Raw genomic sequence first — 15,996 nt, forward strand, 5'->3', positions numbered from 1 at the left:
CGCGCACGCCACCGGCACCTTCAAGCTCATGCCGCGCCTGGCCACGGGGCCGGGCAGCGCGCAACCCCTCAACCGCATCCGGACCGATTGATCTGCATGCCGCCCTGCGTCGCTTCCCGCCGCCTCGCATGCCCACACACGCTCAACGCGCCACCTTGTAACTTTTATTGACCCCGGAGAAACACCATGCCCGCCAACCAACAGATCCTGCTCGACAACCGCCCACAAGGCGAAGCCACGGTGGCCAACTTCAAACTGGTCACCAGCCAGACTCCCGCCTTGGCAGACGGCCAGGTGCTGGTGCGACACCACTTCCTGAGCCTGGACCCCTACATGCGAGGCCGCATGAACGACAGCAAGAGCTACGCCGCGTCGCAGCCGCTGGGTGAGGTGATGATCGGCGGCACCGTGGGCGAGGTCGTCGAATCGAAGCACCCCAAGTTCCAGCCCGGCGACAAGGTCGTGGGCATGGGCGGCTGGCAGGAATACAGCGTGGTCGATGCCGGCCAGCCCGGCGCGCTGCGCAAGGTGGACACCACCCACGTGCCGCTGTCGCACTATCTCGGCGCGGTCGGCATGCCCGGCGTGACCGCCTGGTATGGCCTGGTGAAGATCATCAACCCCAAGGCCGGCGACACGGTGGTGGTGAGCGCTGCCACCGGGGCGGTCGGCAGCGCCTTCGGCGCACTGGCCAAGGCACGCGGCTGCCGCGCCGTCGGCATTGCCGGCGGGCCTGACAAGTGCAAGTACGCGGTGGAAGAGCTGGGTTTCGACGCCTGCATCGACTACAAGCAGCACAAGGATGCCTACTCGCTGGCCAAGGCGCTCAAGGACGTGTGCCCCAAAGGCATCGACGGTTACTTCGAGAACGTGGGCGGCATGGTGCTCGACGCCGTGCTGCTGCGCATGAACGCCTTCGGCCGCATCGCCGTGTGCGGCATGATCGCCGGCTACGACGGCCAGCCGCTGCCACTGGCCAACCCCGCGCTGATCCTGGTGAACCGGCTCAAAGTCGAGGGCTTCATCGTCAGCGAGCACATGGAAGTCTGGCCCGAGGCCCTGACCGAACTGGGCACGCTGGTGGGCACCGGCAAGCTGCGGCCGCGCGAAACCGTGGCCCAGGGCCTGGCCGCCGCGCCCGAGGCCTTCATGGGCTTGCTCAAAGGCAAGAACTTCGGCAAGCAGCTCGTCAAGCTGATCTGATCCAGCGGGGTCGCGCGTGCTCACGCCGAGCCAGCAGCCAGGTGAAGAGTTCCGCCAGGACCTGCGGGCGCCGGGCGTGCGCAACGCGCAGGCGCGCCGCCTGCTCAGCACGGCCGAGCTGGCACCGCTGACCCGGCTGTCCACGGCGCGTTCCCTGCTGGCGATCGCGCAGACCCTGGGCTGGATCGCCGCGGCCGTGGCGCTCGGCGTGCTCACCTGGCCCAGCCCGTGGATGATGCTGAGCGTGCTGGTGCTCGGCGTGTCGCAGCATGCGGTCTTCATCCTGATCCACGAGGCGGCCCACTACCGCCTGTTTGCCGCGCGCTGGGCCAACGAAGGCCTGGGTCGGCTGATGGGCATGGCCGTGGGCCTGTCGATGTGCACCTACCGCGTCACGCACCGCCTGCACCACAACCACCTCTACACCGAGGACGACCCGGACACCGCCATCCACGGCGGTTACCCGCGCGGGCGCGCCTACCTGCTGCGCAAGCTCGGCCAGGACCTGCTGGGCCTCAATGCGTGGAAGACCTACGCCTACTTCTTCGGCGCGCCCGCCATCAACGACGACACCCGGCGCGAAATCCGTCCGTTGGACGACACCTCGCCCGCCTTGCGCGCCGCCGCGCGGCAGGACCGCTGGCTGGTGGTGGCCTTCCAGCTCGCCGCGCCGATGGCGGCCCTGGCCTGGGGTGGTGCGCAGGGCCTGCTGATGTACGCGGCGCTGTGGCTGCTGCCACTGGCCACGGTGCTGCAGCCCATCCTTCGACTGCGCGCAATCTGCGAGCACGGCGCGGTGACCGACCTGTCCTCGCCGCTGACCGCGGCGCGCTGCAACCGCACCAGCGGCTCGCTGGCCAATCGGCTGGGCCGTGCGCTGTTGTTCCCGCACCATGTGAACTTCCACCTGGAACACCACCTGTACCCGGCCGTGCCGCACTACCACCTGCCGCGCTTGCACCAGTTGCTGCGCGAACGGGGCGCGCTGGATGCCGCCGAGGTGCGCGACCTGCGCGACACCTGGCGCCGGATCTTTGCCCCGAGGAGACCCCGAGATGCCCGCCACGCATGATGTTTTCAACCAGCCCGAGCCGCTGGTGGATGTGAACCTGTTCGACGGCAACCGGCCGATGCAGGCGGCGTTGAAATTCAATGCGCCGGCCCTGGACACGGCGCCCCTGCAGGCGCTGGGCGCCACGGTGGGCAGCGCCGGGATGCAGGCCCACGCCCGCCTGGCCAATGTGCACACGCCGCAGCTCAAGACGCACAGCCGCTTTGGCCACCGCATCGACCAGGTGGAGTTCCACCCGAGCTACCACGCGCTGATGGCGGCGGCGGTGGGCGCAGGCCTGCACGGGACCGCGTTCTCGGCCGAACAGCAGGCCACCGGCCACGCCCACCAGCTGCGCGCGGCCGGCTTCATGCTCTTTACCGAGCTGGAGCCATCCGTCCTGTGTCCCATCTCCATGAGCTACGCGGTGGCGCCCGCGCTCAAGGACAACCCCGCCATCTACCAGGACTGGGCGCCCGGCCTCACCAGCCGCCGCTACGACCCGGCACTCAAGGTGTGGCGCGACAAGCCCGGCCTGACCATGGGCATGGGCATGACGGAAAAGCAAGGCGGCTCCGACGTGCGCGCGAACACCACGCACGCGGAACCCGCCGGCACCGACGCCTGGGGCCAGCGCTACACCGTCACCGGGCACAAGTGGTTTTTCTCGGCCCCGATGTGCGACGCCTTCCTGGTGCTGGCCCAGACCGCCAGCGGCCTGTCCTGCCTGTTCCTGCCGCGCGTGCTGCCCGACGGCACGCTCAACCAGCTGTTCATCCAGCGCCTGAAGGACAAGCTGGGCAACAAGGCCAACGCGAGTTCCGAGGTGGAGTTCGTGGGCGCCAGCGCCTGGCTGGTGGGCGAGGAGGGGCGTGGCGTGCCGCAGATTCTGGCCATGGGCACCATGACGCGGCTGGACTGCGCACTGGGCACCAGCGGCCTGATGCGCCAGGCGCTGTCCATTGCGCTGAACCACACCACGCAGCGCAAGGCCTTCGGCAAGGCGTTGATCGACCAGCCCCTGATGAAGAACGTGCTTGCCGATCTGGCGCTGGAGTCCGAGGCCGCCACCGCGCTGGCGCTGCGGCTGGCGCGCAGCTTCGACCGCGGGGGCGACCCGCACGAACAGGTGATGACGCGCCTGCTCACCCCCGTGGCCAAGTTCTGGATCTGCAAGCGCGGCAGCCATTTCGCGCAGGAGGCCATGGAATGCCTGGGCGGCAATGGCTACGTGGAGGAGGGCGGCGAGGGCGTCATGGCGCGCATCTACCGCGAGATGCCGCTCAACTCGATCTGGGAAGGCGCGGGCAACATCATGGCGCTGGACCTGTTGCGCGCCTTGCGCAAGGCCGATGCCGCCGCCGCGCTGGCCCAGGAACTGGCGCCCGCGCGCGGCATGCACCCGGCGCTCGATCACCTGGCGCAGCGCCTGCCTGCGCGCGTGGAAGAGATGGCCACCGAGATGGAAGCCCGCCGCCTCGCGCAGGATGTGGCGCTGGCCGTGCAGGCCGCGCTGCTGGCGCAGACCGCGCCTTCGGCCGTCTTCGGCGCCTTCTGCGAGTCGCGCCTGGGCGGGCAATGGGGGCACAGCTTCGGTTCGCTCGGCGCGGGCACCGATTTCGATGCCATCATCGCGCGAGCCATGCCGCGCTGAACAACTCTTCAAGGCCCATGATGTCCGACCTCATCCTCCACCACTACGCCACCTCGCCGTTCTCCGAGAAGGCGCGCCTCATGCTGGGCCACAAGGGCCTTGCCTGGCAGAGCGTGAACATCCCGCGCATCATGCCCAAGCCCGACGTGGTGGCGCTCACCGGCGGCTACCGCCGCACGCCGTTCCTCCAGATCGGTGCCGACATCTACTGCGACACCGCGCTGATCGGCGACGTGCTGGAGCACCGGCAGCCCACGCCCGCGCTCTACCCCGAGCACCAGAAGGGCGTGGCGCGCGTGCTGGCGCAGTGGGCCGACAGCACGCTGTTCTGGGCGGCCATGGCCTACAACCTCAGCCCCAAGGGCGCGGCCGCGCTGTTCGCCGGCCAGCCGCCCGAAGCCGCCCAGGCCTTTGCCGCCGACCGCGGCGCCATGCGCGGCGGCATGACCAGCCTGCGCCCAGGCGATGCCGCCGCCGCCTACCGCAGCTACCTGCGCCGCCTCTCCACCATGGTGGAGGCGCAGGCTTTCCTGCTGGGCGATGCGCCTTGCGTGGCCGACTTCGCCGCCTACCATCCGTTGTGGTTCAGCCGCGTGGTCAACCCGGCGATGGCCGGCATTCTGGATGCCACGCCCCACGTGATCGAATGGCTGGACCGCATGGCCGCGATTGGCCACGGCACCGCCACCAAGATCACGTCCAGCGATGCGATTGCCATCGCCGCCGCCGCCGAGCCCGTGCCGCTGACCGACGACGTGTTCCAGGACGAACACGGCATCGCCCTGGGCAGCCGCGTGACCGTGGCCGCCGAGTCCTTTGGGCCGGAACCCACCGAAGGCATCCTGCGCGCGGCCACGCGCACCCGCTACACCCTGGAGCGCACCGATGAGCGCGCCGGGCGCCTGCACGTTCACTTCCCGCGCATCGGCTACGTGTTGAGGGAAGTGCGCGCTTGAGCTCCCCGACCCTGACCTGGCGCTGCCTGCCTTTTGACGCCCTTCGAGCCCGCACGCTCTATGCCTTGCTGCAGCTTCGCACCGAAGTCTTCGTGATGGAACAGACCTGCATCTTCCAGGACATGGACGGCGCGGACCCGCAGTGCTTTCACCTGCTGGGTGAGCAAGCGGACGGCACGCTGGCCGCCTACGCCCGCCTGGTACCGGCCGGCCTGAAATTCACCGAGGCCAGCATCGGCCGCGTGGTCACGCAGCCCGCTGCCCGTGGCGGCGGCCTGGGCCACACCCTGATGCGTGAAGCGGTGCAGGCCTTGCACGGCCTCTGGGGTGAGCAGCCCATCCGCATCGGTGCGCAGGCCCGCCTGGAAGCCTTCTACCGCCAGCACGGCTTCGCGCCGGCCAGCGAGATCTACATCGAGGACGGTATCGATCACATCGAGATGGTAAGAAACTGACCCCAGGGGCGCACACCAGCGGCCCGGCCAAGCCGGTCCCATGGGGGTGAACGAATTCAACGACAGGAGACATCCATGATTCAGGACTTCAAGGGCAAAACAGCGGTGCTCACCGGCGCGGGCTCGGGCTTCGGCCTCGAATGCGCGCGCATCGGCGCGAAACTGGGCATGAACCTGGTGCTGGTGGACGTGCAGCAGGACGCGCTGGACAAGGCCACCGCCGAGATCGAAGCCACCGGCGTGCCCGTGCTCTCGCGGCGCGTCGACGTCTCCAGCAAGGAGCAGATGGAGTCCCTGGCCGCGTTGGTCGAGCAGCGATTCGGCGCGCCCCACTTCGTCTTCAACAACGCGGGTGTGGGCTCGGCCGGCCTGGTCTGGGAAAACTCGGTTCGCGACTGGGAATGGGTGCTGGGCGTCAACCTCTGGGGGGTGATCCACGGCGTGCGCCTGTTCACGCCCATGATGCTCGCGGCCGCCAGCAAGGACCCGAACTGGCGGGGCCACATCGTCAATACCGCCAGCATGGCGGGCCTGCTCACGCCGCCCAACATGGGCATCTACAACGTGAGCAAGCACGCCGTGGTCAGCCTGACCGAGACGCTCTACCAGGACTTGAAACTGGTGAGCGACCAGCTCAGCACCAGCGTGCTCTGCCCTTACTTTGTGCCCACCGGCATCAACCAGAGCCACCGCAACCGACCGGCCGAGATGGCCGACGAAAAAGCCACGCAAAGCCAGCTCATCGGTCAGGCCATGACCGACAAGGCCGTGGGTTCGGGCAAGGTCTCGGCCGCAGAGGTGGCGCAGCTGGTGTTCGACGCCATCAGCGCCGACCGCTTCTACATCTTCAGCCACCCGCGCGCGCTGGGCAACGTGCGGGCGCGCATGGAAGGCATCGTCAACCAGACCAACCCGGCCGATCCCTTCCTTGAACGCCCCGAGATCGGGGCCGGCCTGCGGGCGGCGCTGCGCCGCGCCTGAGATCGCCATGGACGGCGGCCACACGCTGTTCGAGACGGCCATCGGCGCGATCGGCATCGCCTGGGGGCCCAACGGGGTGGTGGCGGTGCAGCTGCCCGAAGCCGATGCCGCGCGCACGCGGGCGCGGCTGCTCAAGGGGCTCGCGCCGCTGCCTGAGGTCGCCGACCCGCCCGCGCCTGTGCAGGCCGCCATCGAGGGTGTCCAGGCCTTGCTCGCTGGCAGCTCGCGCAGCGATCTGCGCGAGATCGCGCTCGACATGAGTGGCCTTACCCCATTCCAGCGTGAGGTGTACGCGCTGGCCCGCGCGATACCTCCCGGCCAGACGCGCACCTACGGCGAACTGGCCGAGGCCCTGGGCGATGCCGGCCTGGCGCGCGCGGTGGGGCAGGCCATGGGCCACAACCCCTTCGCCCCCATCGTGCCCTGCCACCGCGTGCTCGCGGCGGGTGGGCGATCGGGCGGATTCTCCGGCGGCAGTGGCGTGCCCACCAAGCTGCGCATGCTGGAGATCGAGCGCGCGCGCATCGGCAACGAGCCCGGGCTGTTCGACGCGGAGGCGCCGTGATCACGGCCACCGAGATGCTGGCCGGCGCGGTTCGCGTGGTGGAGTACCGCTGCGGCCCGACTACAGCCCCACCGACTGCGCAGCCTTCCTGATCGACCCCGACGGCAACAGCGTCGAAGCCGTCCGCCCCTGAGCGCTCAGGCCGGGGCCTGGGCGTCCTGGGCTTGGGCCTGCTGCTTCTTCACCTGGTTGCCCAGCACCAGCTGGCGGCCGGCAAAGAGGCCCCCGGCGGCCTCGAGGTCCATGCGCTCGGCATCGCGCCGGCGCAGGTGCTCCATCACCTCGTCGGCTTCTTCCTCGGCGGCACCGAGCGTGAGCACGGCCTGGCGGCCCATGGCCATGGCCGACTCGAAGGTCTCGCGCACGAGGTAGCTCACGTCGGCCTTGCGCAGTTCGAGCACGTGCTCGCGGTCGAAGGCGCGCACCAACAGCTCGGCGTGCGGGAATTCGGTCCTGGCCAGCTCGGCGATGCGGGTGGCGGCTTCCTTGTTGTCCAGGCACACCAGGATGGCCTGCGCGGCGTGCGCGCCAGCGGCGTGCAGCACGTCGGCGCGGCAGCCGTCGCCGTAGTACACCTTGAAACCATACGCCTCGGCGTCCCGGATCATCTGCACGTTGTTGTCGATGATGGTGATGCTCGCGCCCCGGGCGATCACGCCCTGGCTGGCGATCTGGCCGAAGCGCCCGAAACCGATCACCAGCACGCTCGCTGCCCGGTCGGCCACGGTCTCGATCCCGTCCATGGACACCCCCGCATCCTGGGCCGAAAAGCGCCGGTGCACCAGCACCACCAGCGGGGTGAGCGCCATCGACAGCACCACGATGGCGGTCATGTTGGCGTTGACCACCGGGTCGATCACCTTCGCGCCGAGTGCGGCGGCGAACAGCACAAAGGCGAATTCACCTCCCTGGGCCATGAGCACGGCGCGGTCCAGCGCGTCGGCGTGCGAGCTGCGCGCCAAGCGCGCCACCATGTAGATGCACAGCGCCTTGACCACCATCATGGCCACCACGCCGGCCACGATGAGGGGCCAGTTGCTGGCCACGGCCGCGAGGTCCAGCGACATGCCCACGCTCAGGAAGAACAGGCCCAGCAGCAGGCCCCGGAAGGGCTCGATGTCGGCCTCGAGCTGGTGGCGGAAGGTGGACTCGGAGAGCAGCACGCCCGCGAGGAATGCGCCCATGGCCATGGACAGACCACCCACCTGCATCAGCAGGGCCGCGCCCAGCACCACCAGCAGGGCGGCCGCCGTCATCACCTCGCGCGCCTTGGCATTGGCCAGAATGCGGAAGAGGGGGTTGAGCAGCCACACCCCCGCAGCCACCAGGGCCACCAGCGAGCCCAGGCCCAGGCCGATCGCCCCCCAGCGCGACGAGGTGGCTGCCACCGGACCGCCGATGTCGGGCGGCGCCATGAAGGCCACCACGGCCAGCAGCGGCACGATCAGCAAGTCCTCGAACAGCAGGATGGCGACGATCTTTTGCCCGCGCGGCTGGGCCATGTCGCCACGCTCGCCCAGCAGTTGCATGACCACGGCGGTGGAGGTCAGCACGAAGCCCATGGCGCTCACGAACGACACGCCCAGCGGGAAACCAAAGGCCAGGCCCACCCCCGTGAGCAGCAAGCCGCACACCACCACCTGCAGGCTGCCCAGGCCGAAGATGGCCTTGCGCAGACTCCAGAGGTGAGAGGGTTGCATTTCCAGCCCGATCACGAAGAGGTACATCACCACCCCGAGTTCGGCGGTGTGCAAGATGGTGGCCGGGTCGCTGATCAGGCCCATGCCGAACGGCCCGATGGCCAGGCCTGCCGCCAGGTAGCCCAGCACCGAACCCAGCCCGATGCGTTTGAACAGGGGCACGGCGACCACCGCTGCGCCCAGCAGGGTCACGACTTTGAGCAGGTCGCCTGCGCTGCCTTCAACGGCCATGGGGGGTCTCCGAGGGAAAGTGAGGGGGGTGAGAGGCGAAATTGTGACGCAGCGCGAGCGCCCTTACACCAGAACAGCCCAACCGTGCCCCGGCAAAGCCTTCGCGCGCTGGCGACAATAGGGGATGTTCTTTACCCGTTACCTCAAGATGGCCCTGATTTTGGGCCTGCTCTCCGCCATCGGCCCCTTCGCCATCGACATGTACCTGCCAGCGCTGCCCGACATCGGCCGCAGCCTGGGCGCCGAAGTGGGTGCCGTGCAGTTCAGCCTGACCGCGTTTTTCCTGTCCCTGGGTGTGGGCCAACTGCTGTACGGCCCGGTGTCCGACATGGTGGGCCGCAAGCCGCCGCTGTACTTCGGCCTGGGGCTCTTCACCCTGGCGAGCATCGGCTGCGCGCTGGCCACCGACATCCAGACCCTGGTGGCGCTGCGCTTCCTGCAAGGCCTGGGCGCGGCCGCCGGCATGGCGATTCCGCGCGCCGTCGTGCGCGACCTGCACACCGGCGCCGACGCCGCGCGCCTGATGTCGCTGCTGATGCTGGTGTTCAGCGTCTCGCCCATCCTGGCTCCTCTGGCGGGCAGCGGCGTGATCGCACTGACCGGCTGGCGCGGCGTGTTCTGGGCCGTGGCGCTGGCCTCGGTGGCCGGGCTGGCCCTGGTCTACGCCACGCTGCAGGAAACGCGCACCGAGGCCGAGCGCGTCGAAAGCAGCCTGGGCAGTGCGCTGCGCGCCTACGCCTTGCTGCTGCGCGACTGGCATTACCTGGGCCTGGTGGGCATCGGCGCCACGGCCATGTCCGGGTTCTTTGTCTACCTGGCCGGCTCGCCTTTCGTGCTCATCAACCACTACGGCCTCACGCCCACGCAGTACAGCCTGGCGTTTTCGCTCAACGCCATCGCCTTCATCGGCGCCTCGCAGTTCACCGGCATGCTCGGCCAGCGCTTCGGCCTGGTGCGGCTGGTGAAGGTGGCGGCCTCCGCCTCGGGTCTCGTCATGGCGCTGATGCTGGCGTACTACCTCGCGGGAGGCGATCAGCTCGTGGTGCTGATCATTCTGTATTTCATCGCCAGCGCCTTCATGGGCCTGGTCATTCCCACCACCTCGGTGCTTGCGCTGGAGAAGCACGGCGCGATTGCCGGTACCGCCTCGGCGCTGCTGGGCACCTTGCAGATGCTGGGCGGCGCGGCCGCGATGGGCATCGTGAGCCTGTTTGCCACCGGCAAGCCCCTGCCCATGGTGGTCGGCATGGCCACCGGCGCGCTGATCGGCGTGGCGCTGACCTGGATCACGCTCTCGGGCGACCCCACGAACCACCTCGCGGCCGAGGCCCGCGGGTGACCGCGCAGGACGGTCTGCCATCGCCCCAGCGCGGCAAGGCCGTGCTGGTGATCGTGCTCGGCATCGCCATGTCGGTGATGGACGGCAGCATTGTCAACCTCGCCCTTCCCGGGATCGCGCGACAGCTCCAGGCGGAGGCGGCGCAGGCGATCTGGGTGGTCAACGCCTACCAGATCGCCTCGCTGGTGATGTTGCTGCCACTGGCCGCCCTGGGCGACCGGCTGGGCTACCGCCGTGTCTATCTGGTCGGCATGCTCCTGTTCGTGCTGTCCTCGGTGGCCGCCATGCTGGCCGACTCCCTGGCCATGCTCACCGCGGCGCGCGCGCTGCAAGGGCTGGGCGCGGCCGGCATCATGAGCGTGAACACCGCACTCGTGCGCCTGGTCTATCCGAGCGCGCGCCTGGGGCGCGGCATCGCGCTCAATTCGATGGTGGTGGCCACCTCGACCATGGCCGGTCCTGCGGTGGCCGCAGCCATCCTGTCGGTGGCGTCGTGGCCGTGGCTGTTCGCGCTGAACCTGCCGCTGGGCCTGCTCACGCTGTGGATGGGGCGGCGCGCGTTGCCCCACAACCCCACGCGCGAGGGGGCAGCACCCGAGTTCTCGCTGATCGACGTGGCGCTCAACGTGCTCATGTTCACGCTGGTCTTCATCGGCGCGGATTACCTGGGCGTGCGCAGCGGCGCCGCGCACAGCGCCCCGGCGCTGGGCTGGGCCCTGCTGGCCGCCGGCGTGGCGGTGGGCCTGGTCTATCTGCGCCGCCAGAGCCGCCTGACGGCCCCCCTGTTTCCGCTGGACCTGCTGCGCATGCCCGTGTTTGCGCTGTCCATGGGCTCGTCGCTGGGGGCCTTCTGCGCGCAGATGCTGGCCTTCCTCAGCCTGCCGTTCCTGCTGCTGGAGGTGCAGGGCCGCTCGCACATGGACGCCGGCCTGATCATGACGGCCTGGCCGCTGGCCACCGTGGTGGTGGCGCCGATCGCCGGCCGCCTCATCGGCCGATACCCTGCGGGCTGGCTAGGGGGCATCGGCATGGTGGTGTTCGCCACCGGCCTGCTCCTGGTGGGCCTGCGCCCCGAACACGCCACCAGCTTCGAGATGGGTTGGCGCCTGGCCTTGTGCGGCGCGGGGTTCGCGCTGTTCCAGTCGCCCAACAACCACACCATCGTGACCACCGCACCGGTGCACCGCAGCGGCGCGGCCAGCGGCATGCTGGGCACGGCGCGGCTGACGGGGCAGACGCTGGGCGCGGTCATCCTGGCGGCGATCTTCGCGGTCTGGAACCAGCACGACGGACGGGCCGAAACGATCGCGCTTTGCCTGGCTGCAGGTTGCGCGCTGCTCGCCGGGCTGAGCAGCTCACTGCGCGTGAGGGCGGCTCGCTAAACCTTCGGCCAGCGCCCGCACCGACAGCGGCGCGCAGCCCTCGGCTTTGTTGCTGATGGTCACGTAGACGTTCTGCCCGGCGCCCGCGATGCCCGCCATGGTGCGCACCAGCAGGTCGCGCGTGTCATGGTCCACGTCGTGGATGCGGTCGTAGGGGCTGTACTCGCGCTGGGCGTCTTCATAGCCGTAGGCGCCGTGCAGCGGATTGAGGTTCCAGCGGCAGATCATGGGACCGGGCCAGAGCAGGCGCAGCAGGGGCAGTTGGTCGGCCAGGCGCGGCATCTTGGCGTGCAGACACAGGCACCAGGTGGCGCCGCTCTCGCGCAGCACGGCGGCCAGCTCGCGCACAAAGGGCTCGTGCAGCCACTGCGGGTCGCGCACCTCCACCGCCAGCACGCCGTCGGGCGCGGTGGGTGCCAGCGCCGGCTGGGCCCGCAGGAGCTGGCGCAATCGTTGCAGCACCAGCGGCAGGTTGTGCAGCAAGTGCCGCGGCAGGGGGCTGAGCTGGAACACCAGCGCACCCACCTTGTGCCCCAGCCCCGCGAGCGCGGGCGCCACGAAGTCCTGCGTGGCCAGCGCCGGGTCGAGGAACGCCGGATTGGGCTGCACGCCCCGGCCATCCTCCCCCCGCACGAGCGCGTCGGTCACGTGGCTGGGGGCCTTCACCACGAAGCGCAAGTCGTCCGGCACCTGGGCCGCGAAGCGGGCGTACTGGTCTTGCGTGAGCGGGCGGTAGAAGCTGCGATCCACGCTCACCGAGCGCATCAGCGGGTGCTGTCCATAGGCGCGAAGGCCTTCCCTGGACAGCAGCGACTCGGGGTATTCGGTGTCCCACACCAGGCCGGCCCAACCCGGGTAGGTCCACGACGAGGTGCCCAGCCGCACGCGCGCTGGCAAGGCGGCGGCCAGTGCCTGCAAGGCGGCATCGGGCGGCAGGGGATTCACCCGCGACAGCTTTTTGCGCTGAGCTGGCGCGGGTGCCGGGGCGGGTGGCTCAAGAGGTGAGGGCGGGGCGCCGAACAGGTCGTCTTGCATGGTGGAAACAGCGGCGGATGCCTACCACAAACACCTGGCATGGTAGCCCCAACGGCTGTGGCAAACTCGCGCGCTTCTTGTTTTCACATCGACGGTGCATGCAGCAGATCATCCGGCAGATCGCCACAGAAATCAGGGTTGAAGAACGGCAGGTGCTCGCAGCGGTCGAGCTGCTGGATGGGGGGGCGACAGTGCCCTTCATCGCGCGCTACCGCAAGGAAGCCACGGGCGGGCTGGACGACATCCAGCTGCGCGAGCTGTCGTACCGCCTGGACTATCTGCGCGAACTCGAAGACCGGCGCGCCTCGGTGCTCAAGAGCATCGACGAGCAGGGCAAGCTCACCGACGCGCTGCGCGCGGCCATCGCCGCCGCGCCGACCAAGCAGGAACTGGAAGACCTCTACCTGCCGTTCAAGCAGAAGCGCCGCACCAAGGGCCAGATTGCGCGCGAGTTCGGCATCGAGCCGCTGGCCGACAAGCTCTTCGCCGACCCCACGCTGGACCCGGCGGCCGAAGCCGCCGCCTTCACCCGCCCACCGGAGGTGCTGGACGACGGCAAGCCCGGCGCCGACTTCTCCACCGTGCCGGCCGTGCTCGACGGCGTGCGAGACATCCTGAGCGAGCGTTGGGCCGAAGACGCCGCCTTGCTGCAGAACCTGCGCGAATGGCTCTGGTCCGAAGGCCTGCTCAAGAGCACCCTGGTCAGCGGCAAGGACGAGAACGCGCCCGAGGTGGCCAAGTTCCGTGACTATTTCGATTACGACGAGCCGATCGCGCGCGTGCCCTCGCACCGCGCGCTGGCCGTGTTCCGTGGCCGTGCGCTGGAAATCCTGGATGCCAAGCTGGTGCTGCCCGAGCCGGAGATGGCGCCCGCCACCACCGGCAAGGCCGCGCCCGTGGTCTCGCTGGCCGAGGGCCGCATCGCCCTGCACCTGGGCTGGAGCCACAAGGGCCGCGCCGCCGACGACCTGCTGCGCAAGTGCGTCGCCTGGACCTGGCGCGTCAAGCTCTCGCTCTCCAGCGAGCGCGATCTGTTCGCCCGCCTGCGCGAGAGCGCCGAAGCGGTGGCGATCAAGGTGTTCGCCGACAACCTGCGCGACCTGCTGCTGGCCGCACCGGCCGGCCCCAAGGTCGTGATGGGCCTGGACCCCGGCATCCGCACGGGCGTGAAGGTGGCGGTGGTCGATGCCACCGGCAAACTCGTCGACACCGCCACGGTCTACCCGCACGAGCCCCGGCGCGACTGGGACGGTGCGCTGCACACCCTGGCGCTGCTGGGCCGCAAGCACGGCGTGAACCTGATCGCCATCGGCAACGGCACCGCCAGCCGCGAGACCGACAAGCTCGCCGCCGACCTCATCAAGCTGCTGGAGAAAGCCAACCTCACGGGCGTGCAGAAGGTCGTGGTCAGCGAGGCGGGCGCCTCGGTCTATTCCGCCAGCGAGTTCGCCTCGCAGGAAATGCCCGATGTGGACGTGAGTCTGCGCGGCGCCGCGAGCATCGCGCGCCGCCTGCAGGACCCCCTGGCCGAGCTCGTGAAGATCGATCCCAAGAGCATCGGCGTGGGCCAGTACCAGCACGATGTGAACCAGAGCGAGCTCGCGCGCACCCTCGATGCCGTGGTGGAAGATTGCGTGAACGGCGTGGGTGTGGACCTCAACACCGCCAGCGTGCCGCTGCTCGCGCGCGTGTCCGGCCTCTCCGGCAGCGTGGCCAAAGCCGTGGTGCGCTGGCGCGAGACGCATGGCGCTTTCAAGAGCCGCCAGCAGCTCATGGAGGTGGCCGGCCTGGGCGCCAAGACCTTTGAACAGAGCGCGGGCTTCCTGCGCATCCGCGGTGGCGAGAACCCGCTGGACATGACCGGCGTGCACCCCGAGACCTACGCCGTGGTCGAGCAGATCATGGAGAAGACCGGCAAGCCGGTGGCCGAACTGATGGGCCGCGCCGACATGCTCAAGACCCTGCGGCCCGAGCTCTTCGCCAACGAACGCTTCGGTGTCATCACGGTCAAGGACATCCTGGGCGAACTGGAAAAGCCCGGCCGCGACCCGCGCCCGGACTTCCAGGTGGCTCGCTTCAACGAAGGCGTGGACGACATCAGCGACCTGCGAGAGGGCATGGTCCTGGAAGGCACGGTCAGCAACGTGGCGCAATTCGGCGCCTTCGTGGACCTGGGGGTGCACCAGGATGGTCTGGTGCATGTGAGCCAGCTGTCGCACAAGTTTGTGAACGACGCTCGCGAGATCGTCAAGACCGGCGACATCGTCAAGGTCAAGGTGATGGAGGTGGACGTCGCGCGCAAGCGCATCGGCCTGTCGATGAAGCTCGATGCCGCGCCAGCCCGCCGCGACGGGCCGCGCGACAACCGATTCGAGGCCACGCGCGGACACGGCCGCTCCAGCGGCCCGGCCTCGCCGCCGGCGCCCTCAGCCATGGCCTCGGCCTTCGCCAAACTGAAAAAGGGCGCCTGACCCGCACGCCCCGAGTTCAGGCCTCAAGTCCCCGGCCAGGCCGCCGATAAGGAGGGAAATCGGAAATTCCTCTGCACGCACGGCCTTCACCCCATGGACCTCGAAGCCCTCCTGAACTACCCGCGCGCCCTGCCTGCCATGTCGCGCACCGTCTCGGACCTGCTGGCCGAGATGAACAAGGAAGATCCCAGCCCCAAGCGGGTCGCCAGCCTCGTGGCGCACGATCCCGCGCTCACCACCCGCGTGCTTCGCCTGTCGAATTCGGCCTTCTTCCGCGTCAGCCGCCAGATCGGCAGCGCGGAGGAGGCGGTGGCCCTGCTCGGCATGACACACGTCCGTTCGCTGGTGATGGCCGCGGCGCTGGGTTCAAGCTTCAAGAACGTGCCCGGCGTGGACATGGTCCAGTTCTGGCGCTATAGCCTGCGCGTGGCCGACATCTCGCGCTCGCTGGCCAGCCTGCTGCGCCAGAACGAAGGCAATGCCTTCACCGCCGGCCTGGTGCACGCCATCGGCGACCTGATCATGCACATTGCCATGCCCGATGTGATTGGCCCCATCGACATGGGCACACCGCCGCTGGATCTGCGCCGCGCCGAAGTGGAGCGATCGGTGCTGGGCTACACCTATGCCGAGGTCGGCGCCGGCATGGCCGAGAAGTGGCAGTTTCCCACCACCATCGTCTCCGCCCTCAAGCACCAGACCGCGCCCTTTGAAGGCGAGGTGTACGACGCGCTCGGCGGCGTGCTGCACCTGGCCTCCTGGCGCGCCCGCGCGGAGGAAATCCAGCTCGACGAAGCTGGCCTGGTGGCCACCTTCCCCGACATGGTGGGCCTCAGCCTCGGCCTGGACCTGGACAGCGTGCTGGGCAAAGATCCCACGGAGTGGTCGTTCAGCCAGGCCCTCAGCGCATTCATTGACTGAAAAGTTCTAAAGTGCGTCGCCTTTGCGACGATGACCAAGGGACAACTTTCTT

Annotated in this window: 13 protein-coding genes; 11 read left to right on the top strand and 2 right to left on the bottom strand. The window is 69.2% G+C overall.

Annotated elements, in window-relative coordinates; all coding sequences use genetic code 11:
- Positions 1–186 precede the first annotated feature (186 nt).
- The 7 genes from KIT86_RS01235 to KIT86_RS01265 all read left to right on the top strand — a co-directional run bounded on the left by KIT86_RS01235 (position 187) and on the right by KIT86_RS01265 (position 6,865).
- Positions 187–1,203: an NADP-dependent oxidoreductase gene (locus KIT86_RS01235; RefSeq protein WP_297394211.1), complete on the top strand. Its 1,017-nt coding sequence runs from the start codon at positions 187–189 to the stop codon at positions 1,201–1,203.
- Between the two features lie 16 nt (positions 1,204–1,219).
- Positions 1,220–2,275: a fatty acid desaturase family protein gene (locus tag KIT86_RS01240; RefSeq protein ID WP_297394213.1), complete on the top strand. Its 1,056-nt coding sequence runs from the start codon at positions 1,220–1,222 to the stop codon at positions 2,273–2,275.
- Positions 2,259–3,908: an isovaleryl-CoA dehydrogenase gene (locus tag KIT86_RS01245; RefSeq protein WP_297394215.1), complete on the top strand. Its 1,650-nt coding sequence runs from the start codon at positions 2,259–2,261 to the stop codon at positions 3,906–3,908. The genes KIT86_RS01240 and KIT86_RS01245 overlap by 17 nt, the downstream gene beginning before the upstream one ends.
- A 20-nt stretch (positions 3,909–3,928) precedes the next feature.
- Positions 3,929–4,864, top strand: a complete 936-nt coding sequence (locus KIT86_RS01250) for a glutathione S-transferase family protein (RefSeq protein ID WP_297394217.1) — start codon at positions 3,929–3,931, stop codon at positions 4,862–4,864.
- Positions 4,861–5,319: a GNAT family N-acetyltransferase gene (locus KIT86_RS01255; RefSeq protein WP_297394219.1), complete on the top strand. Its 459-nt coding sequence runs from the start codon at positions 4,861–4,863 to the stop codon at positions 5,317–5,319. Before KIT86_RS01250 ends, KIT86_RS01255 begins: the two co-directional genes overlap by 4 nt.
- A gap of 75 nt (positions 5,320–5,394) precedes the next feature.
- Positions 5,395–6,300: an SDR family oxidoreductase gene (locus KIT86_RS01260; RefSeq protein ID WP_297394221.1), complete on the top strand. Its 906-nt coding sequence runs from the start codon at positions 5,395–5,397 to the stop codon at positions 6,298–6,300.
- A gap of 7 nt (positions 6,301–6,307) precedes the next feature.
- A complete protein-coding gene (locus KIT86_RS01265; RefSeq protein ID WP_297394223.1) occupies positions 6,308–6,865 on the top strand; it encodes a methylated-DNA--[protein]-cysteine S-methyltransferase in 558 nt (185 codons plus the stop codon).
- Between the two features lie 137 nt (positions 6,866–7,002).
- Here the strand turns inward: KIT86_RS01265 and KIT86_RS01270 are convergent, their stop codons facing one another.
- The gene (locus KIT86_RS01270; protein WP_297394225.1) at positions 7,003–8,796 is read right to left on the bottom strand and encodes a monovalent cation:proton antiporter-2 (CPA2) family protein; all 1,794 of its coding nucleotides are present in this window, start codon (positions 8,794–8,796) and stop codon (positions 7,003–7,005) included.
- A 124-nt stretch (positions 8,797–8,920) separates the two neighbouring features.
- Here KIT86_RS01270 and KIT86_RS01275 point away from each other — a divergent pair, with 124 nt between their 5' ends.
- Together KIT86_RS01275 and KIT86_RS01280 are read left to right on the top strand one after the other, a co-directional pair.
- Entirely contained in the window at positions 8,921–10,135 is a 1,215-nt protein-coding gene (locus tag KIT86_RS01275) for a multidrug effflux MFS transporter (protein ID WP_297394226.1), read from the top strand.
- On the top strand, positions 10,132–11,517 hold the full coding sequence (locus tag KIT86_RS01280; protein ID WP_297394228.1) for an MFS transporter: 1,386 nt from the start codon (positions 10,132–10,134) through the stop codon (positions 11,515–11,517). The genes KIT86_RS01275 and KIT86_RS01280 overlap by 4 nt, the downstream gene beginning before the upstream one ends.
- Here the strand turns inward: KIT86_RS01280 and KIT86_RS01285 are convergent.
- The gene (locus KIT86_RS01285) at positions 11,491–12,552 is read right to left on the bottom strand and encodes a DUF72 domain-containing protein (protein ID WP_297394230.1); all 1,062 of its coding nucleotides are present in this window, start codon (positions 12,550–12,552) and stop codon (positions 11,491–11,493) included. The genes KIT86_RS01280 and KIT86_RS01285 overlap by 27 nt on opposite strands.
- Before the next feature lie 98 nt (positions 12,553–12,650).
- Between KIT86_RS01285 and KIT86_RS01290 the strand changes: the two genes are divergently transcribed.
- Together KIT86_RS01290 and KIT86_RS01295 are read left to right on the top strand one after the other, a co-directional pair.
- A complete protein-coding gene (locus KIT86_RS01290; RefSeq protein WP_297394232.1) occupies positions 12,651–15,023 on the top strand; it encodes a Tex family protein in 2,373 nt (790 codons plus the stop codon).
- A gap of 93 nt (positions 15,024–15,116) precedes the next feature.
- The gene (locus KIT86_RS01295) at positions 15,117–15,944 is read left to right on the top strand and encodes an HDOD domain-containing protein (protein ID WP_297394234.1); all 828 of its coding nucleotides are present in this window, start codon (positions 15,117–15,119) and stop codon (positions 15,942–15,944) included.
- Positions 15,945–15,996: the final 52 nt, after the last annotated feature.

The sequence above is a fragment of the Hydrogenophaga sp. genome (assembly GCF_026125825.1).
In the GTDB taxonomy this organism is placed as follows: Bacteria; Pseudomonadota; Gammaproteobacteria; order Burkholderiales; family Burkholderiaceae_C; genus Hydrogenophaga.

Bases quoted from the DNA above. Each gene is read 5' to 3' on its own strand.
- KIT86_RS01265 (WP_297394223.1), top strand. From the start codon at position 6,308: ATGGACGGCGGCCACACGCTGTTCGAGACGGCCATCGGCGCGATCGGC.
- KIT86_RS01285 (WP_297394230.1), bottom strand. From the start codon at position 12,552: ATGCAAGACGACCTGTTCGGCGCCCCGCCCTCACCTCTTGAGCCACCC.
- KIT86_RS01290 (WP_297394232.1), top strand. From the start codon at position 12,651: ATGCAGCAGATCATCCGGCAGATCGCCACAGAAATCAGGGTTGAAGAA.
- KIT86_RS01260 (WP_297394221.1), top strand. From the start codon at position 5,395: ATGATTCAGGACTTCAAGGGCAAAACAGCGGTGCTCACCGGCGCGGGC.
- KIT86_RS01270 (WP_297394225.1), bottom strand. From the start codon at position 8,796: ATGGCCGTTGAAGGCAGCGCAGGCGACCTGCTCAAAGTCGTGACCCTG.
- KIT86_RS01250 (WP_297394217.1), top strand. From the start codon at position 3,929: ATGTCCGACCTCATCCTCCACCACTACGCCACCTCGCCGTTCTCCGAG.
- KIT86_RS01235 (WP_297394211.1), top strand. From the start codon at position 187: ATGCCCGCCAACCAACAGATCCTGCTCGACAACCGCCCACAAGGCGAA.
- KIT86_RS01245 (WP_297394215.1), top strand. From the start codon at position 2,259: ATGCCCGCCACGCATGATGTTTTCAACCAGCCCGAGCCGCTGGTGGAT.
- KIT86_RS01295 (WP_297394234.1), top strand. From the start codon at position 15,117: ATGGACCTCGAAGCCCTCCTGAACTACCCGCGCGCCCTGCCTGCCATG.
- KIT86_RS01275 (WP_297394226.1), top strand. From the start codon at position 8,921: ATGTTCTTTACCCGTTACCTCAAGATGGCCCTGATTTTGGGCCTGCTC.